This is a genomic window from Stappia taiwanensis (assembly GCF_014635285.1).
Classification (GTDB): Bacteria; Pseudomonadota; Alphaproteobacteria; order Rhizobiales; family Stappiaceae; genus Stappia; species Stappia taiwanensis.
The window spans coordinates 70,246-96,012 of sequence record NZ_BMCR01000007.1; the positions used below are offsets into that span (position 1 = coordinate 70,246).

Genomic DNA, 25,767 nt, shown 5'->3' on the forward strand with positions numbered 1-25,767 from the left:
TGCAAAAAGATACCGCTGAAGCGGCAGGGTCGGAAAGAATATTTCGCGCGTCCCTCAGGCCGCCGCGCGGGAGGTGTCCGGCAGGGCGGCCACAAGATCGGCGATCACGTCCTCAGGCGTTTCCAGACCGACCGACAGGCGGATCAGCCCGTCGGAGATGTCATGGGCCTGCCGCTCCTCCGCCGTGTAGGTGGAGTGGGTCATGCTGGCCGGATGTTGTATCAGGGTTTCCGCATCGCCGAGGCTGACCGCCCGCTTGATCAGGCTCAGCCGGTTGAGGAAGTCGATGCCGGCCGCCATGCCGCCGGTCAGTTCGAAGGCGATCATGCCGCCGAAGCCGGGCATCTGTTGCTGTGCCAGCGCGTGCTGCGCGAAGCTCGCAAGGCCCGGGTAGTCGACCCGGGCGACCGCCGGATGCGCTTCCAGCATCTCCGCCACCGCCTGGGCGCTGGAGCAATGGCGCTGCATCCGCAATTCCAGCGTCTTCAGCCCGCGCAGGATCAGATGGGCGTTGAGCGGGGCCAGCACCGCGCCGGTCATGTCCTTCAGCCCGACAACGCGCACCTCTTGCATGTCCTCGGCACTGCCGACGGCGATGCCGGCGAGCAGATCGCCGTGACCGCCCAGATACTTGGTCGCCGAGTGGACGACGATGTCCGCTCCGAGCGTCAACGGCCGGGTCAGCACCGGGGTGGCATAGGTGTTGTCGACGATCACCCTGGCGCCATGCCGATGGGCAATTTCGGAGACAGCTGCAATGTCCACCAGCCGCATGTTCGGGTTCGCTGGCGTTTCGAAATAGACGATCTTGGTGCGCGGGGTGATTGCCGCCGCCACGTTCTGCGGATCGCGCATGTCCACATGGGTGATGGTGATGCCGAATTTCGCCAGCCCGTGCCGGAAGAAGGCGAAGGTGCAGCCGTAAAGGGTCTTGTCGACGAGGATTTCGTCGCCGGGGGAGAGGAAGGTCCACATCACTGCGGTGATGGCGCCCATGCCGGAGCCGAAGCTGATCGCCGCCTCGCCCTCTTCCAGCAGCGCCATTCGTGCTTCCAGCAGCTCGAGCGTCGGGTTGGAAATGCGCGAATAGACATGGCCGGACCGCTCGCCGGCGAAGATCTCGCCGCCCTGCTCGGCGGTCTCGAAGGCAAAGGTGGAGGTGAGATGCAAGGGCGGCGTCAGCGCGCCCTCATGGTCGGCGGGCTGGTAGCCATGATGGATGGCGCGGGTGGCGAAACCAAGCTTTCCGGTGATGCTGGTGCTCATGATGCGGATCCTCGATCGAAGGGGCCACGCCGGAAATACCGGGGCGGCGGATGGATCGACGATAGCGGTTGGCACATGCGCAAATCTGGCTTATTTTGCCAATTAGCCGAACAATATTGGTAGAATCTGCCAATCATAATGACAAAATTGGACGAAACGGACCGCAAGATCATTCGCGCCCTGCAGCGCGAGGGGCGGCTGAGCAATCAGCACCTGTCGCAGCGGGTCAACCTGTCGCCCTCGCCCTGTCTGCGCCGGGTGCGCAATCTGGAGCGCGCCGGGGTGATCGACGGCTATGCGGCGATCGTTGACCAGGAAGCCTATGGCCTGCCGGTCACGGTCTTTCTGCAAGTTCGCCTCGACCGGCATTCCCAGGACACCGTCACTGCCTTCGAGACCGCGGTGGCCGGGATCGATGAGATCATGGAATGTTATCTGATGGCCGGTGACCGGGATTATCTGCTCAGGGTGGTGGTCGCCTCTCTGGCCGACTACGAGGAGTTCATCCGCCGGCGGATCCACAAGATCCCGGGCATTGCCTCGCTCGATTCCAGCTTCGCCTTCGGCGTGGTCAAGCGCAGTCAGGTGCTGCCCGGCTAGGCTTGCCCGTTGTCGCCTTGCGTGCCGCGCTCTTGACCGGAAGGCCGAGTTCCGCCCGCTGGGCGCGGGTCAGCTTGCCGGCGATGATCTCATGCGCGGCGGTGATATGCGCGCGGATATCCTCATCATCCAGCGCCTCGCCGGTCTCCACCAGCACCCATTTCGCCCGGGCCAGATAGGGCGCGGGCGAAATCCCCGGCAGGTCGGTGAGGATCCGGTAGCTGAGGTCGCTGCATTTGAAGCTGATCCGGTCCGCTTCCCCGGCGCGCCAGCGGGAGCAGATGGCGAAGATCTTGCCGCCGACCTTCCACACCGAGGCCCCGCCCCACTGGATCACATGGGTGGCTCCGGTGAGGGTCTGGCAGAAGGCGTCGAATTCGGCTCGGGTCACGGCAAGACTCTTTCGGGACGGGCAGCGGATCGGCTATGCCAGAGGGGCAAGGCCCGCTGGTTGCGGATGGAGCGGGCAATATATCACCCTCCACCGGGATGGGGCGAGGGGCACGGTTGTCCCCGGTCCCGTCGTCTCCCCATGAAAGGTGCACCATGCAGGACGTTCGCATTCTGGTCATGTCCGGCTCGATCCGGGCCGGTTCACTGAACACCCGGCTTGCCGGGCTGGTTGCCAAATCTCTGGCGCTGGCCGATGCCGAGGTCACCCGGGTCTCGCTGGCCGACTATCCGATGCCGATCTACGATGGCGATCTGGAGCGGGAAAAGGGCGTGCCGGACAGCGCGCGGCGGCTGAAGGCCTTGATGCACAAGCACAATGGGGTCTTCATCGCCAGCCCGGAGTATAACACCGCCGTCACCCCGCTCTTGAAGAACACGATCGACTGGGTGTCGCGCCGGTCGGACGAGGGCGAAGTGCCGGGCTCCGTGTTCAAGGACCGGGTGTTCGCGCTCGGCGCCGCCTCCCCCGGCCAGTTCGGTGGCATGCGCGGCCTGATGGGCTTGCGGACGATCCTGGAGGTCGGTCTTGGCGCGCTGGTGATTCCCGATATGGCGGTGGTGCCATCGGCGGCGCATGCCTTCGATGAGCGCGGCGAGTTGAAGAACGAGCGCTCCGCCGAGCTGTTGCAGGTGATGGTGCGCCGCCTGATTGAAGAGGTTCGGCTGCGGCGATGACGCGCGCCCTGTTGGCAATCCACCGTCAACCGCCTACATAGGCGAGACCCGCCGCACGCGGCCGTTCCTATGCTGGGGGCCAGGCGGCGGACACGAAATGACAGATGTTGAGAGGCGGAATGAGCGCGCAGAACGATCCGACCGGCTGGCATGGAACGACGATCCTCGGTGTTCGTAAGGGCGGACGTGTGGTGATCGCCGGCGACGGCCAGGTCTCCCTCGGTCAGACGGTGATCAAGAACACCGCCCGCAAGGTCCGCCCGCTCGCCAAGGGCGATGTCATCGGCGGCTTCGCAGGGGCGACCGCCGATGCCTTTACCCTGTTCGAACGGCTCGAGGCCAAGCTGGAGCAGTATCCGGATCAGTTGATGCGCGCCTGTGTCGAACTGGCCAAGGAATGGCGCACCGACCGCTATCTGCGCCGGCTGGAGGCGATGATGCTGGTGGCCGACCGTTCGGTCTCATTGGTCCTGACCGGAACCGGTGACGTGCTGGAGCCGGAAGGCGGGGTGATGGCCATCGGCTCCGGCGGCAACTACGCGCTGGCCGCCGCCCGGGCGATGATCGACAGCGACCTCGACGCCGAGGCGGTGGCGCGCAAGGCAATGGCCATCGCCGCCGATATCTGCGTCTACACCAATGGCAACCTGACAGTGGAAACGCTGGAGTGCGACGACTGACCGCCGGTCGGCCGCATAGCATCCGTTTTCGATTTCTGATCCCGTCAACCGAGGGGCCAACTTTCCATGACCAATCTGTCTCCGCGCGAGATTGTCTCTGAACTCGACCGCCACATCATCGGTCAGAAGGATGCCAAGCGCGCGGTCGCCATCGCCCTGCGCAATCGCTGGCGCCGGCAGCAGCTCGACGAGAGCCTGCGCGAGGAGGTGATGCCGAAGAACATCCTGATGATCGGCCCGACCGGCGTCGGCAAGACGGAGATTTCCCGCCGTCTCGCCAAGCTCGCCAATGCGCCCTTCGTCAAGGTCGAGGCGACCAAGTTCACCGAGGTGGGCTATGTCGGCCGGGATGTGGAACAGATCGTGCGCGATCTGGTCGAGGCCGGGATCCTGCTGGTGCGCACCGCCAAGCGCAAGTCGGTCGAGGCCAAGGCCCATCTTCAGGCCGAAGAGCGCGTGCTGGAAGCGCTGGTGGGCAAGAGCGCCAGCCCCTCCACCAAGGAGAGCTTTCGCAAGAAGCTGCGCGAGGGCGACCTGGACGACAAGGAAATCGACATCGAGGTGCGGGCGCAGCCGCAGATGCCCAGCTTCGACATGCCGGGCATGCCCGGTGGCAGCATCGGCGTGATGAACCTGTCCGACATGCTCGGCAAGGCGCTGGGCGGGGCCACCAAGACCCGCCGCACCACCGTGCGCGACAGCTACCAGATCCTGATCGAACAGGAGGCTGACAGCCTGCTGGACGAGGACAAGGTGGTGGAAGAGGCGATCCATCTGGTGGAAAACGCCGGCATCGTCTTTCTCGACGAGATCGACAAGATCTGCGTGCGGTCCGAGCGTCAGGGCGGGGACGTGTCGCGCGAGGGTGTGCAGCGCGATCTGCTGCCGCTGATCGAGGGCACGGTGGTCTCCACCAAGCACGGTCCGGTCAACACCGACCACATCCTGTTCATCGCCTCCGGCGCCTTCCATGTCGCCAAGCCTTCGGATCTTCTGCCCGAGCTTCAAGGGCGTCTGCCGATCCGGGTTGAGCTGAAGGCGCTGACCAAGGACGACTTCCGGGCGATCCTCACCGACACCGAGGCCAGCCTGATCAAGCAGTATGTCGCTCTGTTGGGAACCGAGGACGTCACCCTCGAATTCACCGACGATGCCATCGATGAAATTGCCTCGATTGCCGTCGATCTCAACGCGACCATCGAGAACATCGGTGCGCGCCGACTGCAGACGGTGATGGAGCGGGTGCTGGACGAGGTGTCCTTCTCGGCGCCGGACATGTTCAACGAAACGCGGGTCATCGACGCGGAGTATGTGCGCAAGAACATTGGCGAGTTGGCGAAGAACGTCGACCTGTCGCGCTTCATTCTGTAACCCGATGCGCCGCGCGGACACTGCGGCGCCTTGCCGCTTGCCGGCCGGCCAAGCCGATGGCAGCATGTGATCATGGTCGCTATACGAAAAAGTTTCGAGGTCGGGCATCGACGGAAATTCCTGGTCGTCGTCGATGAGACGGCGGAATGCGATCGGGCCATCGTCTATGCCGCCAAGCGGGCGGAGCGCACCAATGGTGTGGTTATCATGCTCTATGTCATTGCCCCCGGCGATTTCCAGCATTGGCTGGGGGTGGAGAACATCATGCGGGCGGAAGCGCGCGAGGACGCGGACAATTGCCTGGCGCGCGCCGCCGACCGGGTACGCTCGGTCGCCCGCACCGATCCCGAACTGGTGGTGCGGGAAGGAAACCGCGCCGAGGAGATCGTCAACCTGATCGAGGAAGACGCCGACATCGCCATCCTGGTGCTGGCGGCGGGAAACAGCACGGAAGGCCCGGGGCCGCTGGTCACCGCGATTGCCGGCAAGGCTGCCGCCAGTTTTCCCATCCCGGTGACCATCGTCCCCGGAACGCTCGATGACGAGGCAATCGCGGCGCTGGCCTGACCGGGCAGTGGCCGTCGCTACTCTGGAACAATTCCAATCTGGTGCAGGCCGCCTCCTGCCTGTATACTGGGGTCAACACCGATCGCGGGCCGGGACCATGCAAGGTTGCCCGCCGCGCGACAAGAGGACAAGAGTGATGTTCATTCAGACCGAGGCAACGCCGAACCCCGCGACCCTCAAGTTCCTGCCCGGCCGGATTGTGCTGCCGGAAGGCACCATGGATTTTCGCAAGAGCGAGGATGCGGCGGCTTCGCCGCTGGCGGAGAAATTGTTTGAGGTCGAGGGGGTCGAGGGGATCTTCTTCGGTCACGACTTCATCTCCGTGACCAAAGGCGATGCCGACTGGCAGCATATCAAGCCGGCGATTCTCGGTGCCATCATGGAGCATTTCATGTCTGGCGCGCCGGTGACCCGGATGGACACCGAGGCGGCGGGCGATGAGGAGTTCTTCGAGGCCGATGACGCCGAAACGGTCGAGACCATCAAGGAGCTGATCGAGACCCGGGTGCGCCCGGCGGTGGCTCAGGACGGTGGCGACATCACCTTCCGGGGCTTCCGCGACGGTGTCGTCTATCTGTCCATGCGCGGTGCCTGCTCCGGTTGCCCGTCTTCGACGGCAACCCTGAAGCATGGCATCCAGAACCTGTTGCGTCATTTCGTCCCCGAAGTGGAGGAAGTGCGCGCGCTCTGACGCGGCATCGCCAGAAACAGGGACCGGCCCGGTCATCGACCGGGCCGTTTCGCGTGGCGGAGGCAGATGCTGGCTCCGCCGCCCGGGTGCTTGCTTCGCTCCGGTCCGGCTGTTAGCCGAAAGGGCAAGTCGACCTTTCTTCTCCCGCACGGTTTAGTCTCTTCATGCGCCTGCTTGCCATTGATACTGCCCTTGAGGCCTGCTCGGTCGCCGTTCTTGACGGAGAGGGGGAGGGCGCGCGCCTGACCGCTGCCAGCGAATTGCTGAAACGCGGCCATGCGGAGCGGCTGATGGACATGATCGGCGAGGTGATGGCCGAGGCGGGGCTGGCTTTTTCCGAGCTTGACCGGATTGCCGTCACCATCGGGCCGGGGAGCTTCACCGGATTGCGGGTCGGCCTGTCCGCCGCGCGCGGGCTGGCGCTGGTGATCGGCAGGCCGGCGGTGGGCATCTCCACGCTGGAGGCGATTGCCGAGGCTGCGCGCCGGACCGGAGCGGAGGCTGCGGCGGACGCTTCGATCTGCGCCGTCATCGATGCGCGCGGGCCGGATGTCTATGCCCAGAGCTTTTCCGCCGATGGCTCGGCCCTGACCCCGCCGCGGGTGGTGGGGGTGGAGGAACTCGCCGCCGAATTGCCTGCCGGAACCCTGCTTGCCGGCAGCGGCGCCGATAAGCTGGCGGCGGCGATCACCGGTCCGGCGCCGGTGATCCTGGATCGGGCCGGGTTCCCCGAGATCGGCGCGGTGGCCCGTCTTGGTGCCCGGGCGGAAAGCGCGGAGAATGCGCCGGAGCCGCTTTACCTGCGCCCGCCCGACGCCAAGCCGGCGGTGCGCGCTCCGGGGCTTTTGGCATGACCTTCTGGTGGTTCTGGGCACCGCCCCCGGTGGTGGAGGAGGCGACGGCGGAAGATCTCGACCGGCTCGCCGAGATCCATGCCCGTTCCTTCGACGGTGTATGGAGCAGTGAGGAACTGGCGGCGCTGCGGGCGCAGACCGGGGTGGTGATTCTGCTGGCTCGCCGCGCCAATGCCCTCGGCAGCCGCAATCCGCTGGGCTTCGTGATCCTGCGCGCCGTGGCCGACGAGGCAGAGATCCTGACCCTGGCGGTCGATCCGCGCCAGCGCGGCCGGGGCATTGGGGTGCAGCTGATGCGCGCGGCCATGAGCCGGCTTTACGCGGAGCGCACGAAGATGCTGTTCCTGGAAGTCGATGAGGCCAACGAGCCCGCATTGCGGCTCTATCGCGGGCTCGGGTTTCGCAAGGTCGGCGAGCGGCGCGGTTACTATCAGGCCGGGGATGGCGGCGGCGGTGCGCTTGTCATGCGCGCCGATCTGGCGTAATCGGCCGCCTATCAGGCATTAGGGGCCAGACCCTAGCGCGGCTCGCTTCGCAAGGAGGGACAAGGCGAAATGACCCAACACGACAGCCCCCAGTCGCTGGAGGACATCTGCGTCGCGAAGGGCATGCGCATGACCGAGCAGCGGCGCATCATCGCCCGGGTGATCGAGGGGGCCAGCGACCATCCCGATGTGGAAGAGCTCTACCGCCGCGCGGTGGAGAACGATCCGCGTATCTCCATTTCCACCGTCTACCGAACGGTCAAGCTGTTCGAGGATGCGGGCATCATCGAGCGCCACGATTTCCGCGACGGGCGCGCCCGTTACGAAACCGTGCCGGAAGAGCATCACGACCACCTGATTGACCTGAAGAGCGGCCGGGTGATCGAATTCCGCAACGAGGAAATCGAGCAGTTGCAGGAGGCGATCGCCCGCAAGCTCGGATACCGGCTGGTCGACCATCGACTGGAACTCTATGGCATTCCGCTCGGCGGACAGCCCGTGGATACGGACAGCGAGCCCTGTGCGGACACTGACGGGGAGGCCGGCTAGGCATGTCCCGCGCCCGGGCCGCGATCGTTCTTCTGGCCCTGACGGCGGTGACCCTGCCGCTCATTCCGCTGCAGTGGCTGGCCCTGCGCGGCAAGGGCAACCTGAAGCGCCGCCTGCCGGTGGTCTGGCATCGGATCGCCTGCCGCATGGTCGGCATCAAGGTGCATGAGGTGGGCCGGCCCGCGGCCGAGCGGCCGCTGCTGATCACCGCAAATCATGCCTCCTGGATCGACATCACCGTGCTCGGGAGCCGCACGCCCCTGTCCTTCATCGCCAAGACCGAGGTGGCAAACTGGCCGGTGTTCGGCCTTTTCGCCAAGCTGCAGCGTTCGGTGTTCGTCGACCGGCAGCGGCGCAGCGCCACCGCCCGCACCGCCGAGGAGATCGGCACGCGCATGGCCTCCGGCGATGCGATGGTGCTGTTCGCCGAAGGCACCTCCAACAGCGGCAACTACGTGTTGCCGTTCCGCTCCGCGCTGATCGGCGCGGCGCGTCACGCGGTCGCCGGCGAGGAGGGCGAGGTCTGGATCCAGCCGCTGGCGATCGCCTATACCGGCCTGCACGGCCTGCCGATGGGGCGCCAGTTCCGCCCGCATGTGGCCTGGTATGGCGACATGGAGATGGTGCCGCACTTCATGGAAGTGGTGAAGCAGGGGGCGATCGACGTCTGGGTCGTCTGGGGCGAACCGGTGAAGGTGCCCGCCGATGCCGACCGCAAGGCGCTGACCCGGCAGCTGGAGGAGACGGTGCGCGCCTTGTCCGCCGAAGCGCTGGCGGGACGGGCGGCGGCATCCGCGCTATTCTCAAACCGGTGAAAAACCGTTAAAGCAATCGCGATCCGGCCCGTGACGGCCGGCGGACGGCATCAGGCGCCGTCGGCGAGATCCGAGGAATTCATGAGCAACGAGACCAGAATGGCGCGCGGCGAGACGCGCCCGGCAGCAGCGGCAGCGCGCAGGCGGCGGGTGTTCGTCAAGACCTATGGCTGTCAGATGAACGTTTATGACAGCGACCGGATGACCGATGCGCTCGCCCCGGACGGCTTTGAGGCGGTGACCTCGCCGGACGAGGCGGATCTGGTCATTCTCAACACCTGCCACATCCGCGAAAAGGCTGCGGAGAAGGTCTATTCGGAGCTGGGACGGCTGCGCAAGCTGAAGGACGCGCGCGCCGCCGAGGGCGAGGAGATGATGATCGGCGTCGCCGGTTGCGTCGCCCAGGCGGAGGGCGAGGAGATCGCCCGCCGGGCGCCGGTGGTCGATCTGGTGTTCGGCCCGCAGACCTATCACCGGCTGCCGGAGCTGGTGAAACAGGCCGCCACCGGCGCGACGGTGGTGGAGACCGAATTCGAGATCGAGGACAAGTTCCGCCATCTGGCGACCCCCTCGCCGGCCGGTATCCGGTCCCGTGGCGTCACCGCCTTCCTTACCGTGCAGGAGGGCTGCGACAAGTTCTGCACCTTCTGCGTGGTGCCCTATACCCGGGGCGCGGAGGTCTCGCGCCCGGTCGAGCAGATCGTCGCCGAGGCGCGCCGGCTTGCCGATGAGGGCGTGCGCGAGGTCACCCTGCTTGGCCAGAACGTCAACGGCTGGCACGGCGAGGGGGCCGATGGCCGCGCCTGGGGCCTGGGCGAGCTGCTGTTTCGCCTGGCGGAAATCGACGGCCTCGACCGGCTGCGCTACACGACGAGCCATCCGCGCGACATGGACGATGCGCTGATTGCCGCGCACCGCGACCTGCCGCAGCTCATGCCCTATCTGCATCTGCCGGTGCAGTCCGGCTCGGACCGGATCCTCAAGGCGATGAACCGCAAGCATACCCGCGAGGAGTATTTCCGGCTGGTGGACCGAATCCGCGCGGCGCGTCCCGATCTCGCCCTTTCCTGCGATTTCATCGTCGGCTTTCCCGGCGAGAGCGATGCGGATTTCCGCGACACGCTGGATCTGGTGGAGCGGGTCGGCTTCGCCTCCGCCTTCACCTTCAAGTACAGCCCGCGCCCGGGAACGCCCGGCGCGCTGCTCGAAGATCAGGTCGCGGAAGAGGTGATGTCCGAGCGTCTGGCGGAGCTGCAGGTGCTGATCACCCGCCAGCAGCGGGCGTTCAACACGGCCATGGTCGGCCGGCGTTGTGACGTGCTTCTGGAAAAGCGCGGGCGCAATCCGGGGCAGGTGACCGGTCGCTCGCCCTGGCTGCAGCCGGTGCAGATCGAGGCGCCCGAAACCTTGATCGGCGAGATCGTGCCGGTGGAAATCACCGACACCGGTACGAATTCCCTGTTCGCCCGGCGGATCGCAGGGCAAGATGAGAAGACCGCGCGGAACGGGCGGATGGGTGCGGCCTGACATGGCGCGCCGACCGGCGTGGCTCCGCTGCGGCGGAACTGCGGTGTCTGACAATCTGGTGCCCGCCCGGTGGTGGGGCCAGCAACCACGGTGCCGGCGAGGGGCGCCAGGAGAGGCGATGCCAGGAGAATCCGTTTGACGGGTGACAGCCGGACCCAGCCGCGAGGAGGGCGCCGCGCGGCGGTCCCCGCCTCGGACATGACCCATGTGGTTCTGGCCTTCGATGACAATCGCCTGGTCGGCGATCTGTTCGGCCAGTTCGACCAGAACCTTGCCCTGATCGAGCAGCGGCTGTCCGTCGATGCAGTGGCGCGTGGCAATCAGGTGATCATCAAGGGGCCGCATTCGGCCTGCGAACAGGCGCGGCGGGCGCTGGAGGCGCTGTATATCCGCCTGCAGCAGGGGCATGAGCTTCACCCGGGCGATGTGGAAGGGGCGCTGCGCATGGCGGTGGCCGAAGAGGCGCAACTCGACCTGCCGACCATCGAGCCGAAATCCCATTTGGCCTTCGCCCAGATTTCCACCCGCCGCAAGACGGTGCTGGCGCGCACGCCCGCGCAGGATGCCTATATCCGGGCGATGGACCGCTCGGACCTGACCTTCGGCACCGGCCCGGCCGGCACCGGCAAGACCTTTCTCGCGGTTGCCTATGCGGCGGCGCTGCTGGAGCGCGGCGACGTCACCCGGCTGATCCTGTCGCGTCCGGCGGTGGAGGCGGGCGAGCGGCTCGGCTTCCTGCCCGGCGACATGAAGGAGAAGGTCGATCCCTACCTGCGTCCGCTCTATGACGCGCTTTACGAGATGATGCCGGCGGAGAAGGTCGATCGCGGCCTGCAATCGGGCATGATCGAGGTGGCGCCGCTCGCCTTCATGCGCGGACGAACCCTCTCCAATGCGGTGGTGATCCTCGATGAGGCGCAGAACACCACCACCATGCAGATGAAGATGTTCCTGACCCGTCTGGGCGAGAACTCCCGCATGATCGTCACCGGCGATCCGAGCCAGATCGACCTCCCCGCCGGCCAGCAATCGGGCCTGCGCGAGGCGCTGGCCCTGTTGCAGGAGGTGGAGGGGGTCGCCCATGTGGCCTTCACCGAGGTCGATGTGGTGCGGCACGAACTGGTGGCGCGCATCGTCAAGGCCTATGACGATGCCGCGCGCGAAGCTTCGCAGGAGCGCGAGGCGCTAGCGGCAACTGCGCCCGGGCGCGCCAAGGCGGACCGGGTCCGATGAGCGACACGGTGACCCGGCCCGAACTCGATCTGTCGATCGAGGCGGGCAACTGGCCCGGCGAGACGGAGCTGCACGAGCTGGTCGAGCGGGTGGTGGGCATGGCCTGCGATCATCTCGATCTGGAGCTTGTGCCGGGAACGGAGCTGTCGCTGGTGTTTACCGACGACGCCCATGTACGCGAATTGAACGGCGAATGGCGCGGCAAGGACACCGCGACCAACGTCCTGTCTTTCCCCGGCGGCGACGAGACCGAGCCGCCGTTCGGGCCCCTGCTCGGCGATCTGGTGTTTGCCGAGGAGACGGTCACCCGCGAGGCGGGGGATCTGGAAATTGCATTTTCCGATCATCTTTCTCATCTTGTCGTTCACGGTTTTCTTCACCTTCTGGGCTACGATCACCAAATGGAGGACGAGGCCGAGGAGATGGAGGAGACCGAGCGTCGGATTCTGTCGCAGCTCGGGATTGCGGACCCCTATCGGGAGCCGCCCTTGACCAATGGCAATACGGAGAGCAACACGCCCGTCTGAGATGGGCGCAAAACAGATATGAACGATTCCGAGGATCGAAGTCCCGAACGGCAGCCCGCATCCGATGCGAGCGCCGTGGGCGAACATGACGACCAGCCGCCGATACCACAGCGATCCCTTTTCGGGTGGGGGGTGCGGCAGGTAAAGCGGCTCGCCGGCCTGCGTCGGTCCGGCGCGATGTCGCTGCGCCAGAATCTCCAGGATGAACTTGCCCGCGACGCGGATGAGGGGGCGAGCTTTACCCCCGAAGAGCGTGTTCTGCTGTCGAACATCCTGCGCCTGCGCGAGGTGCGGGTCGACGATGTCATGGTGCCGCGCGCCGATATCGACGCCATCGAGGACACGGTCGCGCTTGGCCGGCTGATGGAGGTGTTCCGCGAATCCGGCCATTCCCGCATGCCTGTCTACCATGAAGGTCTCGATGACCCGCGCGGCATGGTGCACATCAAGGATCTGATGGCCTATTTCGCGGTTAAGGCAGGCGCGAACGAGGACGCCGCCGGAGGCGCAGAAGAGGAGGCGGAGGCCACGCACCTGTCCAATCTGGACGCCGATCTCGATCTGTCGCGGGTCGATCTGTCGCTGCCGCTGCATGAGGCCGGCATCATTCGTCCGGTGCTGTTCGTGCCGCCGTCCATGCCGGCGGCGGACCTGATGGCGAAGATGCAGGCGGACCGGATGCAGATGGCGCTGGTGATCGACGAATATGGGGGGACCGACGGCCTGGTCTCGCTGGAGGATGTGGTCGAGACCGTGGTCGGCGATATCGAGGACGAGCACGACGAGGACGAGGAGGCGATGATCTCCAAGGTCTCCGAAGGCAACTGGACCGCCGATCCCCGGGTTCCGCTGGAGGATGTGGAGCAGGCTCTGGGCACCGGTTTCCAGATCGGCGAGTTGGGCGAGGAAGTCGATACCCTTGGCGGTCTTGTGTTCACGCTGGTGGGGCGGGTGCCGGTGCGCGGCGAGCTGATCGCCGCCCGCGAACTGCCAGGTTACGAATTCGAGGTTCTGGACGCCGATCCGCGGCGCATCAAGCGGCTGCGGATCCGGGCCAAGCGTACCGATCCGCGGCATGGTGACGCGCGGCGCCGGCTTCGCCGGCCCGAGGCGGCGCCGTCCTCGGAAGGGTAGGGCATGGCTTGCTTGACCGGTCGCGCCGCAGCGGGGAACGTCGGCGCATGGGCGGGACGATTCGCACCTCTGGTGCGGGGCATTCGAAAAGGCCGGTAGAGCGGAGCGGTGATCTTGCAGCGACTGTCCCATGTGTTTCTGCTGGCCTTTGGCTGGCAGCGCTGGCTGCTTGCGGCGCTCGGCGGAGCGCTTGCCGCACTGGCGATGCCGCCTTTCGGCTGGTTTCCGGTGCTCGCCCTCTCCTTCCCCGCGCTGGTCTGGCTGCTCGATGGGGCGATTGCGCCGGGCGCGCGGCTGGCGGCGCGGCTGCGCGCTGGCTTTGTCCTTGGCTGGTGGTTTGGCTTCGGTTTTCATCTGGCCGGCCTGTGGTGGATCGGCCGGGCCTTTCTGGTCGATGCCCAGCTGCATGCCTGGATGATCCCGCTCGCCGTGCTGCTGCTGCCGGCCGGACTGGCCATCTTCACCGGGCTCGGCGTTGCGCTCGCCGCCGCCGTCTGGCGCGACGGCTGGGGGCGGCTGCTGGCCCTGGCGCTGGCGCTCGCCGGTGCCGATGCCCTGCGCGGCAAAGTTCTGTCGGGCTTTCCGTGGAACACCTGGGGCTATGCGTTCGGCGACATGCTCTGGTTGGCCCAGCCTGCCGCGCTGGTCGGCGTCTATGGTCTTGGGCTGTTGGTCACCCTGATGTTCTGCAGCCTGGCTGGCTTCGCCGAACCGGGTGGCGGGCGCCGCGCCGGGGTGGCCGGCGTCCTGCTTTTTCTCGCAGTCGGGGGCTTTGGCGCTCTTCGGTTGACGCAGGCCGGTCCGCCGACCTCCGAGCCGCTGGCTCTCAGGCTGGTGCAGCCCTCGGTGCCGCAGGAGGAAAAGTGGAAGCCGGAGAACCGTTCCCGGGTCTTCGCCACCTATCTTGAAATGAGTACCCAGCCCTGGATGGATGCCGGCGGCGGCGATCTGCCCCGGGTGGTGATCTGGCCGGAATCCGCCGTGCCCTTTCTGCTGACGAACGAACCGGGCGCCCTGTCGGCGATTGCCCGGATGCTTGGCCCGGAAGACACGCTGGTCACTGGCGCGGTGCGCCAGGGCGAGGTGGCCGGATCGTTCTACAACAGCGTTTTCGTGGTGGATGGCGAGGGGACCATCCGCGATGCCTATGACAAGGTGCGCCTGGTGCCCTTTGGCGAGTTCCTGCCCTTCGGCGACTGGCTGGAGGCCATCGGCTTGACCAAGCTCGTTGCGACGCCGGGGGAATTCCGCGCCGGCTATCGCCATCGGTTGCTGACACCGGTGACCGGCCCGGCGATGCTGCCGCTGATCTGTTACGAGGCGATCTTCCCCGAAGCCGCGACTTCCGCCGACGGGCGCCCGGGCTGGATCCTCAATGTCACCAACGATGCCTGGTTCGGCGATACCCCTGGGCCCGTCCAGCATTTCGTCCAGGCGCGGATGCGGGCGATTGAGCAGGGCGTGCCGGTGGTGCGGGTGGCGAACACCGGAATCAGCGCCGTGGTCGACGCCCAGGGGCGGGTGCGGGCGCGGCTCGGACTCGGCCAACAGGGGGTGATCGACCTGCGCTTGCCCTCAAGTGCTCCTCCGACGGTTTATTCACGGGCGGGTGTGCTCATCTTGAGCTTGCTTGTTACGGTTTTGCTTGGCCTCCTTCTGGTATCGCGTTACGTAGGGTATGCGCGTAAAGATTGACGCCGGGTCCTGTCGCACGGCATCATGACAAGCGTGTCCGCTGGTCGTGTTCGGCGGGTTGAAAAAAAACCGGGAAATGGCAAGGTGCCGGCTCGATGGATGACTGTTCCGGGGCGAAACGGAGCAACATTCGATGAGGTGGTGAAAAAGCCTCCGGAGAATAAATGAAGTGGTCACAGCAACCGATAGGCGAGAAAGAAGATCAAAAATGCCCAGCAAGAAAGCACCGAACCCCATCGATGTGCATGTCGGAAGCCGCGTGCGGCTACGGCGAATGATGCTTGGAATGAGCCAGGAAAAACTTGGTGAGAGTCTCGGGATTACATTCCAGCAGATCCAGAAATATGAGAAGGGCACCAATCGGATCGGAGCGAGCCGTTTGCAGCATATCGCGACGGTCTTGAAGGTCCCGGTTGCGTTCTTCTTTGAAGATGCCCCTGGGACACCGGATGAGGCGACTGGCTTCGGTGAAGCAAAGCCGGCATCCTATGTCGTCGATTTCCTGTCCTCTTCGGAGGGGCTTTCGCTCAACAAGGCCTTTGTCCGCATCGAGGATGCGAAGGTCCGTCGTCGGGTGGTCGAACTCGTCCGCGCTCTGGCGGGCGAGGAAGCCGACAAGGGCTGACGGGCCGAATGGCTTGACGCGCTCCGCAAAACACTGTCTTTAGTCAGCCGAAGCGGCGGGATTTCCCGCCGCTTCTTACTGTTTTCTTCCCAGAAGGACGATTGCTCGTGGCGCGTCAAAACTATCTCTTTACCTCTGAATCCGTGTCGGAAGGTCATCCGGACAAGGTTTGTGACCGGATCTCCGATGCCGTGGTCGATGCGTTTCTCGGCGAAATGCCGGAAGCGCGGGTGGCATGCGAAACGCTGGCCACCACCAACAGGGTCGTGATTGCGGGCGAAACCCGTGGTCCCTCGCACATCACCCATGACTACATCGCCCATCTTGCCCGGCTGGCGATGAAGGACATCGGCTATGAGCAGGAAGGGTTCCATTGGGAAACCTGCGATGTCCAGGTTCACCTGCACGACCAGTCCGCGCATATCGCCCAGGGCGTCGACGCGGCGGACAACAAGGACGAGGGCGCGGGCGATCAGGGCATCATGTTCGGCTACGCCTGCCGCGAGACCCCGGAGCTGATGCCGGCGCCGATCTACTACTCGCACAAGATCCTGCGGCTCTTGGCCGAGGCGCGCAAGACTGGCCGGGAGCCGGTGCTTGGCCCGGACGCCAAGAGCCAGGTTACAGTGCGTTACGAGAATGGTGTGCCGGTGGGGGTGACCTCCATCGTGCTGTCGACCCAGCATCTCGACCCGGCGCTGACCTCCGACGACATCCGCTCGATCGTCGAGCCCTACATCATTTCCGCCGTTCCTGGCGGCTGGATCACCGACGAGACGGTCTGGCACGTCAACCCGACCGGTGCCTTCGTCATCGGTGGTCCGGACGGCGATTGTGGCCTGACCGGCCGCAAGATCATCGTCGACACCTATGGCGGTGCCGCGCCCCATGGCGGCGGCGCGTTCTCGGGCAAGGATCCGACCAAGGTCGACCGCTCGGCGGCCTATGCGGCGCGTTACCTGGCCAAGAACGTGGTGGCGGCGGATCTCGCCGACCGCTGCACCATTCAGCTCTCCTACGCCATCGGCGTTGCCGAGCCCCTGTCGGTCTATGTCGACCTGCATGGCACCGGCAAGGTAGATGAGGCCAAGCTCGAGAAGGGGATCCGCAACGTCATGAACCTGACGCCGCGCGGTATCCGTGAGCACCTGCAGCTCAACCGCCCGATCTATGCCCGCACCGCGGCCTACGGCCACTTCGGTCGGGAGCCGGAGGCCGATGGTGGCTTCTCCTGGGAAAAGATCGACCTGGTCCACGCCCTGCGCGACGTCGCGGGCTGATCCGGGGCTTCAGACCAACGAGCAGCGCCGCCGGAGCCTTCCGGCGGCGTTGTCATGTCCGCTGCCCTTCGGCAGCCGGAAATTTGCCCGCGCGCGGGACGTGCCGCGCCGGCGGGATGGAAGAATGCGATGACGGATCACACCAAGGGTTCCTTTTTCGGCCGGCGCGTGGGCAAGCCGCTGCGCAAGGGGCGGCAGGAGCAGTTCGACACAGCGTTGCAGCGGTTGCAGCCGGATCTCTCGGTGCCGGCGCCCGAAGACGTGGCGACCCTGTTCGCCCGGCCGGTGAGCTCGGTCTGGATGGAGGTCGGCTTCGGCGGCGGCGAGCATCTGTTGCATGAGGCGCGGCGCCTGCCGGATGTGGGCTTCATCGGGGTCGAGCCCTTCGTCAGCAGCCTGGCCAAGGCGGTGGCCGAGGTCGACAGCGACGGGCTTGAGAACGTCCGGGTCTATGGCGACGACGCGATCAAGCTGCTGGACTGGTTGCCGCCGGCCTGCCTCGACGGAGTCTACCAGCTCTACCCGGATCCCTGGCCGAAGCGGCGCCACTGGAAGCGCCGTTTCATCAACCCGGTCAATCTCGACCGCTACGCCCGGGTGCTGAAGCCGGGCGCGTTGCTGCGTTTTGCCAGCGACATCGATACCTATGTGGATTGGACGCTGCGGCACCTTCGCGATCATCCGGCGTTCGAATGGACCGCCGAGCGGGCCGATGACTGGCGCCGTCCCTGGGCGCCCTGGTCCGGCACACGCTATGAGCGCAAGGCCGTGCGCGAGGGGCGCGTGGGGCGCTATCTGGAGTTCCGCCGCCTGTGAATCCGCTTGCCTTGGCCAGCGATTTGACTATAGTGATCGTCAAATATTCTCTGGCGGCTCATCAAGGGCAGTTTGAGAGTGGGCCCCTCCGGGACCCGCTCTTTTTGTTTTAGGGGTGCCGCCAGGCGCGCGGCGGGTGTCGCTGGCCGGCAAAGGCGCCGGAGTGACGCGTGGCGGTTTCGATGGATCCGTCGCCCGCATGCCGCACCCAGGGAAATGAGGATTTCGTGCAGGACAGTGAACCAAGACTTGTCCGCGAGGCCGGACTGGAGGCGAGGATCGCCGCCATCGTCGAGCCCGTCATCGAGGATCTCGGCTTCCGCCTCGTGCGGGTCAAGCTCTCCGGTGTCGATGGGCTGACGTTGCAGGTGATGGCCGAGCGCCCCGACGGCACCATGACCATCGATGATTGTGAGACGGTCAGCCGTGGCATCACGCCGGTGCTCGACGTCGAGGATCCGATCGATCGCGAATACAATCTCGAACTGTCCTCGCCCGGGGTTGACCGGCCGCTGGTGCGCGCTGGCGATTTCAGCCGCTGGCTCGGTCATCTGGCGAAGATCGAACTTTCGGTGCCGCTCGATGGACGCAAGCGCTTTCGCGGCGTGCTGATCGCCGCCGACGCGGACACGGTGACGCTGCGGCTCGAGGAAGAACTGCCCAACGGCCAGCGGGACGTTGAGCTGGCGCTGGCCGACGTCGGCGATGCTCGCCTGGTCCTGACCGACCTTCTGATCGAGGCGGCGCTGAAGGCCGAAAAAGCCGCGCGCCAGGCTGAGAAGGCGGCGCGTCAGGCGGAACGGGCCGCGCGCCGGGGGCGGGGCAAGGGGCCTCGCGCCGGGGCTGCGACAGCAACTGACGCGGATCGCGGATCCGGCCGCGGGCCGGGCGAATAGTGAACATCCGGAGCGCCGGCCAAGCGTTCCTTCAGGAAGACAGAGGGCGCGCCGAGATTTCCGGCGCCAGAGGAGTTGAGCGAGATGGCAATCAGTGCGAACCGGCTTGAACTTCTGCAGATCGCCGATGCGGTGGCGCGGGAGAAGTCGATCGACCGTCAGATCGTGATCGCGGCGATGGAGGACGCGATCCAGAAGGCGGCGCGTTCCCGCTACGGATCCGAGACCGAGGTCCGGGCCGAGATCAATCCGCGCACCGGCGAGATCAAGCTTCAGCGGCTTCTTCTGGTCGCCGAGGAGGTGGAGAATGTAGCCACCGAGATCGGGCTTGAGGAGGCGCTGCGGCGCAACCCGCTGGCGCAGATCGGCGATTTCATCGCCGAGCCGCTGCCGCCGCTCGATTTCGGCCGCATCGCCGCCCAGTCGGCCAAACAGGTGATCGTGCAGAAGGTTCGCGAGGCCGAGCGCGATCGCCAGTATGACGAGTTCAAGGACCGCATCGGCGAGGTCATCAACGGCGTTGTCAAGCGCGTGGAATACGGCAATGTGGTCGTTGATCTCGGTCGCGGCGAGGCCGTGGTCCGGCGCGACGAACTGATCCCGCGCGAAATGTTCCGCACCGGCGACCGCATCCGCGCCTATATCTACGACGTGCGCCGCGAGCAGCGCGGTCCGCAGGTGTTCCTGTCGCGCACCCATCCGCAGTTCATGGCCAAGCTGTTCGCGCAGGAAGTGCCGGAAATCTACGACGGCATCATCGAGATCCGCGCCGTCGCCCGCGATCCGGGCTCGCGCGCCAAGATCGCGGTGATCTCCAAGGATTCCTCGATCGATCCGGTTGGCGCCTGCGTCGGCATGCGCGGCAGCCGCGTGCAGGCGGTGGTTGGCGAGTTGCAGGGCGAGAAGATCGACATCATCCCCTGGAACCCGGATGCGGCCACCTTCATCGTCAACGCCCTGCAGCCGGCCGAGGTCGCCAAGGTGGTGCTCGACGAGGATGCGGAGCGGATCGAGGTCGTGGTTCCGGACGAGCAATTGTCGCTGGCCATCGGCCGGCGCGGTCAGAATGTGCGCCTTGCCTCGCAGCTGACCGGCTGGGCAATCGACATCATGACCGAGCATGATGAATCGGAGCGCCGTCAGCGTGAATTCGCTGAACGGACGCAGCTTTTCGTCGATGCGCTCAATGTGGACGAGGTCGTCGGCCAGCTTCTTGCCTCCGAAGGATTTGCCTCGGTGGAGGAAGTGGCGTATGTCGAGCGGGACGAAGTCGCGACCATTGAGGGCTTCGACGAGGAAACCGCCGACGAAATTCAGGCGCGTGCCCGCGAATATCTCGAAGAGGTCGAGACGAAGCTGGACGAAGAGCGCAAGGCGCTTGGGGTTGCCGACGACCTGCGTGCGGTTCCAGGCGTGACCACCGCGATGATGGTTGCGCTCGGCAAGGACGAGGTTCGGTCCGTCGAGGATCTGGCCGGCTGCGCCACCGATGACCTGGTCGGCTGGACCGAGCGGTCGGCGGGCGAGACGGTGCGCCACGAGGGCGCGTTGTCCGGGTTCGATCTCAGTCGCGCCGAGGCCGAGGAGATGATCATGGCCGCGCGCGTCGAGGCTGGATGGGTCAGCGCCGAGGAGCTTCAGGCCGCGGCCGAGGACGAAGAGGCCGGCGAGGCCGACGAGACGGGGGACGAGGAGGCCGAAGCGCCGGCGTCCGAGGAAGTTGTCGCGACGGGTGTCGTGCACGAGGTGTGACGTCCCGACGCGCCTGATCCGCCAGAGGCGGGGCGCGTGGGGATCGGCGGAGTAAAAACGTGCCGAGACGGAACGAGCCGCTGGAGCGGTGCTGCGCCCTGACCCGCGAGACCCGGCCGGTGACGGAACTGATCCGGTTTGTCGCGGACCCTGACGGGAAGATCGTTCCTGATCTCAAGCGTCAGCTGCCCGGGCGCGGTGTGTGGGTGAGTGCGACACATGCGGCGGTTGCCGCCGCGCAGAAGAAACGGGTGTTCGCCCGCTCGCTCAAGGAGCAGGTGACCGCCGATGAGGACTTGGCAGAGCGTGTGGACGCTCTGCTGGAACGTGCGGCACTGAATTCGGTGTCGCTGGCACGCAAGGCGGGGCAGGTCCTTGCTGGGTTTGCCAAGGTCGAAGCGGCTTTGAAGAGCGCGGATGTGATCGCGCTTCTCCTGGCGGCGGACGCGGGCGAGGACGGTGTCAGAAAGTTGTCGGCGATCGCGAAGGCGCGATTCGCCGGGTCCGGCGGGTGCCGGACGGTACGGAGTTTTGCGTCGACTCAATTGGATTTGGCATTGGGTCGGTCAAATGTGATACATGCTGCACTGCTCGCGGGATCCGCGAGCGAAAATGCGCTGATGCGGATAGACGCATTGGAGCGTTTCCGAGCCAACCCGGATGAGCAATCCGGCGGCGTTGCGGGCGGTGCGGCGACCCAGGACTGAAGGCGATATGAGCGAAACGAAAAATCCCGGCGACAAGACAATCAGCGTTGAACGCAAGACGCTTGGACTGAAGCGGCCCGGCGTGGAGCAGGGCACCGTGCGTCAGAGCTTCTCGCATGGGCGCAGCAAGGCTGTCGTCGTCGAGAAGAAGAAGCGCCGGGTCGTCGTGCCGGGGCAGGAAGGCAAGCCGGAGGCGGAAGCGCCGGCTCCGCGCGCGCCCGCTCAGCAGCAGCGCGAGCGTCGCCCCGACATCGAAAAGGGCGGTTCGGTCAAGGCCGATACCGCAGCGGCGCGCCGTGCGGCCTCCGGCCAGCGGCCGCGTGGCGGCAATATTTTGCGCACGCTGACCAGCGAGGAAGCGGCCGCACGTCAGGCCGCCCTGCGCGAGGCGCAGCTGCGTGAGGTCGAGGACCGCAAGCGCCGCGAGGAAGAAGAACGCCGCCGCATCGCGGAAGAGGCCCGCCGCAAGGCCGAGGCCGAGGAGCGCGCCAAGCGCGAGGCCGAAGAGGCCGCCAAGCGGGCCGCCGAGGAGGCGGAACGTGCCAAGCGCGAGGCCGCGGAAGCGGCTGCCAAGCCGGCGCCGAAGCCCGCGCCGGCCAAGCCTGCGGCGACGCCCGCCCCGGCGCGCCGGCCCGAGGCGGCCGCACCTGCCGACGAAGGCGAGGCACGCAAGAGCCTGAAGGCGGTCAAGCGCCCGAAGGCGGCGCCGCCGGCCCGTACTCCGGCCCGCAGTGGCGACGACCGTCGCCGGTCCAAGCTGACCATTTCCTCGGCCACGGGGGATGGCGAGGGCCGGAGCCGTTCGCTCGCCTCGCTGCGCCGTCGCCGCGAGAAGGAAAAGCGCGCCGGCCAGCAGGTGGTGCGTGAGAAGATTTCGCGTGAAGTGGTACTGCCCGAGGCGATCACCATTCAGGACCTGGCGAACCGCATGGCGGAGCGCGCGGTGGATGTGATCAAGCTTCTGATGAAGCAGGGGCAGATGCTCAAGATCAACGACGTGATCGACGCCGATACGGCGGAGCTGATCGCCGAGGAGATGGGCCACACCGTCAAGCGCGTGTCCGAAGCCGATGTCGAGGACGGTCTGTTCTCCGACGAGGTGGAGGCGGATGAGCTGCTGCAGCCCCGTCCCCCGGTGGTCACCATCATGGGCCATGTCGATCACGGCAAGACCTCGTTGCTCGACGCGCTGCGCCGCTCCAACGTGGTGTCCGGCGAGTCCGGTGGCATCACCCAGCACATCGGCGCCTATCAGGTCGAGCAGGGCGGTCACAAGATCACCTTCATCGATACACCGGGCCACGCCGCCTTCACGCAGATGCGTGCCCGCGGCGCCAAGTCGACGGATATTGTCATTCTGGTGGTGGCTGCCGACGATGGCGTGATGCCGCAGACCCGGGAAGCGATCTCCCACGCCAAGGCGGCCGGTGTGCCGATGATCGTCGCGATCAACAAGATGGACAAGCCGGCGGCCGATCCGACCCGGGTGCGCACCGAACTGCTCCAGGACGAGATCGTCGTGGAATCCATGGGCGGTGACGTGATCGAGGTCGAGGTCTCCGCGCTCAAGGGCACCAATCTCGACAAGCTGCTGGAGATGATCCTGCTGCAGGCCGAGGTGCTGGAGCTGAAGGCCAATCCGGATCGCACCGCCGAAGGCACCGTGATCGAGGCACAGCTCGACAAGGGCCGTGGCCCGGTGGCGACCGTGCTGGTGCAGAAGGGGACGCTCAAGGTTGGCGACATTCTGGTGGCCGGGTCCGAGTGGGGCCGCGTGCGCGCCATGCTCGACGAGAACAGCGAGCAGGTGAAGGAGGCGGGTCCCTCCAAGCCGGTCGAGGTTCTGGGCTTCCAGGGCACGCCGGAAGCCGGCGACATGGTGGCCGTGGTCGAGAACGAGGCCCGCGCCCGTGAGATCGTCGACTATCGCCAGCGTCAGAAGCGCGAGAAGGCAACCCTGCGGGACATCGGTTCGCGTGGCTCGCTCGAGCAGATGATGAACCGGCTGCAGGAAAACGGCGCCAAGGAAACGCCGCTGTTGATCAAGGGCGACGTGCAGGGCTCGGTCGAGGCAATCGCCGGCGCGCTGGAGGAACTGGGCACCGACGAGGTCAAGGCCCGGGTGCTGCATGCGGGCGTTGGCGGCATCACCGAGAGCGATGTCACCCTGGCCGCCGCCTCCAATGCGCCGATCATCGGCTTCAACGTGCGTGCCAACAAGCAGGCGCGGGAAGCCGCCGAACGCGAGGGCATCGAGATCCGCTACTACAACATCATCTACAACCTGGTGGATGACGTGAAGGCGGCGATGTCGGGCCTCTTGTCGCCGGAACGGCGCGAGACCTTCCTCGGCAATGCGGAGATCCGCGAGATCTTCAACATTTCCAAGGTCGGCAAGGTCGCTGGCTGCCTGGTCACCGAGGGCATCGTGGAGCGCGGCGCGCAGGTGCGCCTGATCCGCGACAATGTGGTGATCCACGAGGGCAAGCTCGGCACCCTGAAGCGCTTCAAGGACGAGGTGAAGGAAGTTCAGTCCGGTCAGGAATGCGGCATGAACTTCGAGAACTATCAGGACATGCGTCCTGGCGACGTCATCGAGTGTTACCGGGTCGAGGAAGTGGCCCGCTCGCTCTAAGAGCCGCCGCGTGGCGAAATGGGGACGCCGGTGGAGCTCATCCGCCGGCGTTTGCCTTTTCGCGAGCGTGTTGCGTGAAACTGTCTGGATCTGAACATGGCGCCAACGAACAGGCCGCAGGCCGGAATGCCGTCGCAACGTCAGTTGCGCGTGGGGGAACTGGTGCGCAAGGAGGTCTCCGACATCCTGTCGCGCGGCCATCTGGCCGATCCGGCGCTGGAGGGCGTGATCGTCAGCGTGCCCGAGGTGCGGATGACGCCGGACCTGCGTCTGGCCAGTTGCCTGGTCATGCCGCTTGGCGGACAGAACGCGGACAAGGTGGTGGATGCGCTGAACCGCAGCTCTCGCTTCATCCGCCGCGAATTGTCGCGGGGCTGGACGATGAAATACCTGCCGGACGTGCGGTTCGTGCTGGATACCCGGTTCGACGACGATGACCGCATCACGCAGTTGCTGAACCGGGACGATGTCCGCCGCGATACCGCCCACACCGACAGCGACGACGACGAGTAAGCCGATGAGCCGGCAGCGGAAGAAGCCGCGCAACCGCATCGACGGTTGGCTGGTGCTCGACAAGCCGGTCGGGCTCTCCTCCAACGATGCGCTGACGCGGATCAAGAAGATTTTGCACCCGGAGAAAGTCGGCCACGCCGGCACGCTCGACCCGCTGGCCTCCGGCTGCCTGCCGCTGGCCTTTGGCGAGGCGACCAAGACCGTGCCCTTCGCCATGGACGGGCGCAAGGTCTACCGGTTCACCGTGCGCTGGGGCATCGAGACGGCGACCGACGACACCGAGGGCGAGACGGTCGCGGTCAGCGATGTGCGCCCGGAGCCGGACGACATCGCGGCGGTCTTGCCGGAGTTTACCGGCACCATCTCGCAGGTGCCGCCGAAATTCTCCGCGATCAAGGTGGAGGGCGCCCGCGCCTATGATCTGGCGCGCAGCGGCGAGGCGGTGGAGCTCGAAGCCCGTCCGGTCGACATCCATCGGCTGTGGCTGGTCGAGTGTCCGAGCGCCGACGAAGCGGTGTTCGAGGTCGAATGCGGCAAGGGCACCTATGTCCGGGCGCTGGCCCGGGACCTGGGGCGCCGGCTTGGCACCTGCGGCCATGTCACCGCGCTGCGCCGGCTCCTGGTGGGGCCCTTCGCGGAAGAGGACATGATTCCGCTGGAAACTCTGGAAGACTTGGGGCAATGTGCGCCCGGCATGGGCCTCGATGAGGCGCATGCATCTGTCATTTTGCCTGTAGCGACCGCGCTGGACGACATCCCGGCGCTGGCCGTCTCCCGGCAGGATGCCGCCCGCCTGAGAAATGGGCAGGGCGTTTTGCTACGCGGGCGGGACGCGCCGGCGTTCAAGGGTCTGGTCAGTGTCACCGCTCATGGCGAGTTGGTGGCGCTTGGCGAGATCGAACGCGGGGAACTCCGGCCACGGCGTGTTTTCAATATCGCTCCGGTCATGACCGGGGCGACTGTCATCGAAAGGAACTGACCGATGTCGATTACCGCAGAACGCAAGGCGGAACTGATCAAGGAATACGCGATCAAGGAAGGTGACACCGGCTCTGCCGACGTGCAGGTCGCCATTCTCACCGAGCGGATCGTCAACCTGACGGAACATTTCAAGGGCCATGGCAAGGACAACCACTCCCGCCGCGGCCTGTTGAAGATGGTGAGCCAGCGCCGGTCGCTTCTCGACTACCTGAAGAAGACCGACATGGAACGCTACCAGAACCTGATCAAGCGGTTGGGTCTGCGCCGCTAACACGGCAATGCGAAGGCGCGGTGCCCAGTGGGCGCCGCGTTTTCAAATCCGGTCCCCCATGGACCCGGCAAGCAAATGACGGTCATGGGGCAGGATAGCAAGCGGCTTGGCCGACAGCGGAGCTTACCGTTCCGAACCGCTTGCTGTCTTGCCCGTGGCACGTCCCAGG

27 protein-coding genes are annotated in these 25,767 nt (G+C 66.0%); 25 read left to right on the forward strand and 2 right to left on the reverse strand.

Going from position 1 to position 25,767, the window contains the following annotated elements; translation table 11 throughout:
* Positions 1 to 54: 54 nt before the first annotated feature.
* Positions 55 to 1,266 (reverse strand): methionine gamma-lyase, encoded by a 1,212-nt coding sequence (locus IEV83_RS15680; protein ID WP_181761254.1) that lies wholly within the window; start codon positions 1,264 to 1,266, stop codon positions 55 to 57.
* Positions 1,267 to 1,404: 138 nt separating this feature from the next.
* On the opposite strand from IEV83_RS15680, the gene IEV83_RS15685 reads away from it, so the two are divergent.
* Positions 1,405 to 1,866, forward strand: coding sequence for an Lrp/AsnC family transcriptional regulator (locus IEV83_RS15685; protein ID WP_209003199.1), 462 nt, complete (start codon positions 1,405 to 1,407; stop codon positions 1,864 to 1,866).
* On the opposite strand, the gene IEV83_RS15690 is transcribed toward IEV83_RS15685, so the two are convergent.
* Positions 1,838 to 2,257 carry an MmcQ/YjbR family DNA-binding protein gene (locus IEV83_RS15690; RefSeq protein WP_181761253.1) on the reverse strand — a complete coding sequence of 140 codons (420 nt, stop codon included), beginning with the start codon at positions 2,255 to 2,257 and terminating at the stop codon, positions 1,838 to 1,840. The genes IEV83_RS15685 and IEV83_RS15690 overlap by 29 nt on opposite strands.
* Before the next feature lie 155 nt (positions 2,258 to 2,412).
* Here IEV83_RS15690 and IEV83_RS15695 point away from each other — a divergent pair, with 155 nt between their 5' ends.
* From IEV83_RS15695 to rpsO, 24 genes are all read left to right on the forward strand, one after another.
* A complete protein-coding gene (locus IEV83_RS15695; RefSeq protein WP_181761252.1) occupies positions 2,413 to 2,994 on the forward strand; it encodes an NADPH-dependent FMN reductase in 582 nt (193 codons plus the stop codon).
* Positions 2,995 to 3,113: 119 nt separating this feature from the next.
* Positions 3,114 to 3,674 (forward strand): ATP-dependent protease subunit HslV, encoded by a 561-nt coding sequence (gene hslV / locus IEV83_RS15700; RefSeq protein ID WP_181761251.1) that lies wholly within the window; start codon positions 3,114 to 3,116, stop codon positions 3,672 to 3,674.
* Positions 3,675 to 3,740: 66 nt separating this feature from the next.
* On the forward strand, positions 3,741 to 5,045 hold the full coding sequence (hslU, locus tag IEV83_RS15705; RefSeq protein WP_181761250.1) for an ATP-dependent protease ATPase subunit HslU: 1,305 nt from the start codon (positions 3,741 to 3,743) through the stop codon (positions 5,043 to 5,045).
* Positions 5,046 to 5,117: 72 nt separating this feature from the next.
* Positions 5,118 to 5,612, forward strand: a complete 495-nt coding sequence (locus IEV83_RS15710) for a universal stress protein (protein ID WP_181761249.1) — start codon at positions 5,118 to 5,120, stop codon at positions 5,610 to 5,612.
* Between the two features lie 136 nt (positions 5,613 to 5,748).
* Positions 5,749 to 6,303, forward strand: a complete 555-nt coding sequence (locus tag IEV83_RS15715; RefSeq protein WP_181761248.1) for a NifU family protein — start codon at positions 5,749 to 5,751, stop codon at positions 6,301 to 6,303.
* A 164-nt stretch (positions 6,304 to 6,467) separates the two neighbouring features.
* Entirely contained in the window at positions 6,468 to 7,157 is a 690-nt protein-coding gene (tsaB, locus tag IEV83_RS15720) for a tRNA (adenosine(37)-N6)-threonylcarbamoyltransferase complex dimerization subunit type 1 TsaB (RefSeq protein ID WP_181761247.1), read from the forward strand.
* Positions 7,154 to 7,642, forward strand: a complete 489-nt coding sequence (gene rimI / locus IEV83_RS15725) for a ribosomal protein S18-alanine N-acetyltransferase (RefSeq protein ID WP_181761246.1) — start codon at positions 7,154 to 7,156, stop codon at positions 7,640 to 7,642. Before tsaB ends, rimI begins: the two co-directional genes overlap by 4 nt.
* 69 nt (positions 7,643 to 7,711) lie before the next feature.
* Positions 7,712 to 8,191 (forward strand): Fur family transcriptional regulator, encoded by a 480-nt coding sequence (locus IEV83_RS15730; protein WP_181761245.1) that lies wholly within the window; start codon positions 7,712 to 7,714, stop codon positions 8,189 to 8,191.
* A 2-nt stretch (positions 8,192 to 8,193) separates the two neighbouring features.
* A complete protein-coding gene (gene olsA / locus IEV83_RS15735; RefSeq protein ID WP_181761244.1) occupies positions 8,194 to 9,006 on the forward strand; it encodes a lyso-ornithine lipid O-acyltransferase in 813 nt (270 codons plus the stop codon).
* Positions 9,007 to 9,087: 81 nt separating this feature from the next.
* Positions 9,088 to 10,533: a tRNA (N6-isopentenyl adenosine(37)-C2)-methylthiotransferase MiaB gene (miaB, locus tag IEV83_RS15740; RefSeq protein WP_181761243.1), complete on the forward strand. Its 1,446-nt coding sequence runs from the start codon at positions 9,088 to 9,090 to the stop codon at positions 10,531 to 10,533.
* Between the two features lie 198 nt (positions 10,534 to 10,731).
* Complete coding sequence (locus tag IEV83_RS15745) at positions 10,732 to 11,766, forward strand: PhoH family protein (protein ID WP_181761309.1); 1,035 nt, start codon at positions 10,732 to 10,734, stop codon at positions 11,764 to 11,766.
* An 8-nt stretch (positions 11,767 to 11,774) separates the two neighbouring features.
* Positions 11,775 to 12,293: an rRNA maturation RNase YbeY gene (ybeY, locus tag IEV83_RS15750; RefSeq protein WP_181761308.1), complete on the forward strand. Its 519-nt coding sequence runs from the start codon at positions 11,775 to 11,777 to the stop codon at positions 12,291 to 12,293.
* A 132-nt stretch (positions 12,294 to 12,425) separates the two neighbouring features.
* Entirely contained in the window at positions 12,426 to 13,427 is a 1,002-nt protein-coding gene (locus IEV83_RS15755) for a hemolysin family protein (protein WP_244628208.1), read from the forward strand.
* Positions 13,428 to 13,535: 108 nt separating this feature from the next.
* The gene (gene lnt / locus IEV83_RS15760; protein WP_181761241.1) at positions 13,536 to 15,122 is read left to right on the forward strand and encodes an apolipoprotein N-acyltransferase; all 1,587 of its coding nucleotides are present in this window, start codon (positions 13,536 to 13,538) and stop codon (positions 15,120 to 15,122) included.
* A gap of 208 nt (positions 15,123 to 15,330) precedes the next feature.
* Positions 15,331 to 15,747 carry a helix-turn-helix domain-containing protein gene (locus tag IEV83_RS15765; protein WP_181761240.1) on the forward strand — a complete coding sequence of 139 codons (417 nt, stop codon included), beginning with the start codon at positions 15,331 to 15,333 and terminating at the stop codon, positions 15,745 to 15,747.
* A gap of 107 nt (positions 15,748 to 15,854) precedes the next feature.
* Positions 15,855 to 17,027 carry a methionine adenosyltransferase gene (metK, locus tag IEV83_RS15770; RefSeq protein WP_181761239.1) on the forward strand — a complete coding sequence of 391 codons (1,173 nt, stop codon included), beginning with the start codon at positions 15,855 to 15,857 and terminating at the stop codon, positions 17,025 to 17,027.
* A gap of 129 nt (positions 17,028 to 17,156) precedes the next feature.
* Positions 17,157 to 17,843, forward strand: a complete 687-nt coding sequence (gene trmB / locus IEV83_RS15775) for a tRNA (guanosine(46)-N7)-methyltransferase TrmB (protein ID WP_181761238.1) — start codon at positions 17,157 to 17,159, stop codon at positions 17,841 to 17,843.
* Positions 17,844 to 18,070: 227 nt separating this feature from the next.
* Positions 18,071 to 18,739 carry a ribosome maturation factor RimP gene (gene rimP, locus IEV83_RS15780; RefSeq protein ID WP_244628209.1) on the forward strand — a complete coding sequence of 223 codons (669 nt, stop codon included), beginning with the start codon at positions 18,071 to 18,073 and terminating at the stop codon, positions 18,737 to 18,739.
* An 84-nt stretch (positions 18,740 to 18,823) separates the two neighbouring features.
* Entirely contained in the window at positions 18,824 to 20,491 is a 1,668-nt protein-coding gene (gene nusA, locus IEV83_RS15785) for a transcription termination factor NusA (RefSeq protein WP_181761237.1), read from the forward strand.
* A 59-nt stretch (positions 20,492 to 20,550) separates the two neighbouring features.
* A complete protein-coding gene (locus tag IEV83_RS15790) occupies positions 20,551 to 21,198 on the forward strand; it encodes an RNA-binding protein (protein WP_181761236.1) in 648 nt (215 codons plus the stop codon).
* A 7-nt stretch (positions 21,199 to 21,205) separates the two neighbouring features.
* Positions 21,206 to 23,833, forward strand: a complete 2,628-nt coding sequence (infB, locus tag IEV83_RS15795; protein ID WP_181761235.1) for a translation initiation factor IF-2 — start codon at positions 21,206 to 21,208, stop codon at positions 23,831 to 23,833.
* Positions 23,834 to 23,959: 126 nt separating this feature from the next.
* A complete protein-coding gene (gene rbfA, locus IEV83_RS15800) occupies positions 23,960 to 24,346 on the forward strand; it encodes a 30S ribosome-binding factor RbfA (RefSeq protein WP_244628211.1) in 387 nt (128 codons plus the stop codon).
* Between the two features lie 4 nt (positions 24,347 to 24,350).
* Positions 24,351 to 25,325 (forward strand): tRNA pseudouridine(55) synthase TruB, encoded by a 975-nt coding sequence (gene truB, locus IEV83_RS15805; protein WP_181761233.1) that lies wholly within the window; start codon positions 24,351 to 24,353, stop codon positions 25,323 to 25,325.
* 3 nt (positions 25,326 to 25,328) lie between these two features.
* Positions 25,329 to 25,598, forward strand: coding sequence for a 30S ribosomal protein S15 (gene rpsO / locus IEV83_RS15810; protein WP_181761232.1), 270 nt, complete (start codon positions 25,329 to 25,331; stop codon positions 25,596 to 25,598).
* Positions 25,599 to 25,767: the final 169 nt, after the last annotated feature.

Coding starts and splice junctions, on each gene's coding strand:
- IEV83_RS15680 (WP_181761254.1), bottom strand. CDS start 1,266: ATGAGCACCAGCATCACCGGAAAGCTTGGTTTCGCCACCCGCGCCATC.
- IEV83_RS15685 (WP_209003199.1), top strand. CDS start 1,405: ATGACAAAATTGGACGAAACGGACCGCAAGATCATTCGCGCCCTGCAG.
- IEV83_RS15695 (WP_181761252.1), top strand. CDS start 2,413: ATGCAGGACGTTCGCATTCTGGTCATGTCCGGCTCGATCCGGGCCGGT.
- hslV (WP_181761251.1), top strand. CDS start 3,114: ATGAGCGCGCAGAACGATCCGACCGGCTGGCATGGAACGACGATCCTC.
- hslU (WP_181761250.1), top strand. CDS start 3,741: ATGACCAATCTGTCTCCGCGCGAGATTGTCTCTGAACTCGACCGCCAC.
- IEV83_RS15710 (WP_181761249.1), top strand. CDS start 5,118: ATGGTCGCTATACGAAAAAGTTTCGAGGTCGGGCATCGACGGAAATTC.
- IEV83_RS15715 (WP_181761248.1), top strand. CDS start 5,749: ATGTTCATTCAGACCGAGGCAACGCCGAACCCCGCGACCCTCAAGTTC.
- tsaB (WP_181761247.1), top strand. CDS start 6,468: ATGCGCCTGCTTGCCATTGATACTGCCCTTGAGGCCTGCTCGGTCGCC.
- rimI (WP_181761246.1), top strand. CDS start 7,154: ATGACCTTCTGGTGGTTCTGGGCACCGCCCCCGGTGGTGGAGGAGGCG.
- IEV83_RS15730 (WP_181761245.1), top strand. CDS start 7,712: ATGACCCAACACGACAGCCCCCAGTCGCTGGAGGACATCTGCGTCGCG.
- olsA (WP_181761244.1), top strand. CDS start 8,194: ATGTCCCGCGCCCGGGCCGCGATCGTTCTTCTGGCCCTGACGGCGGTG.
- miaB (WP_181761243.1), top strand. CDS start 9,088: ATGAGCAACGAGACCAGAATGGCGCGCGGCGAGACGCGCCCGGCAGCA.
- IEV83_RS15745 (WP_181761309.1), top strand. CDS start 10,732: ATGACCCATGTGGTTCTGGCCTTCGATGACAATCGCCTGGTCGGCGAT.
- IEV83_RS15765 (WP_181761240.1), top strand. CDS start 15,331: ATGCCCAGCAAGAAAGCACCGAACCCCATCGATGTGCATGTCGGAAGC.
- trmB (WP_181761238.1), top strand. CDS start 17,157: ATGACGGATCACACCAAGGGTTCCTTTTTCGGCCGGCGCGTGGGCAAG.
- nusA (WP_181761237.1), top strand. CDS start 18,824: ATGGCAATCAGTGCGAACCGGCTTGAACTTCTGCAGATCGCCGATGCG.
- infB (WP_181761235.1), top strand. CDS start 21,206: ATGAGCGAAACGAAAAATCCCGGCGACAAGACAATCAGCGTTGAACGC.
- rbfA (WP_244628211.1), top strand. CDS start 23,960: ATGCCGTCGCAACGTCAGTTGCGCGTGGGGGAACTGGTGCGCAAGGAG.
- truB (WP_181761233.1), top strand. CDS start 24,351: ATGAGCCGGCAGCGGAAGAAGCCGCGCAACCGCATCGACGGTTGGCTG.
- rpsO (WP_181761232.1), top strand. CDS start 25,329: ATGTCGATTACCGCAGAACGCAAGGCGGAACTGATCAAGGAATACGCG.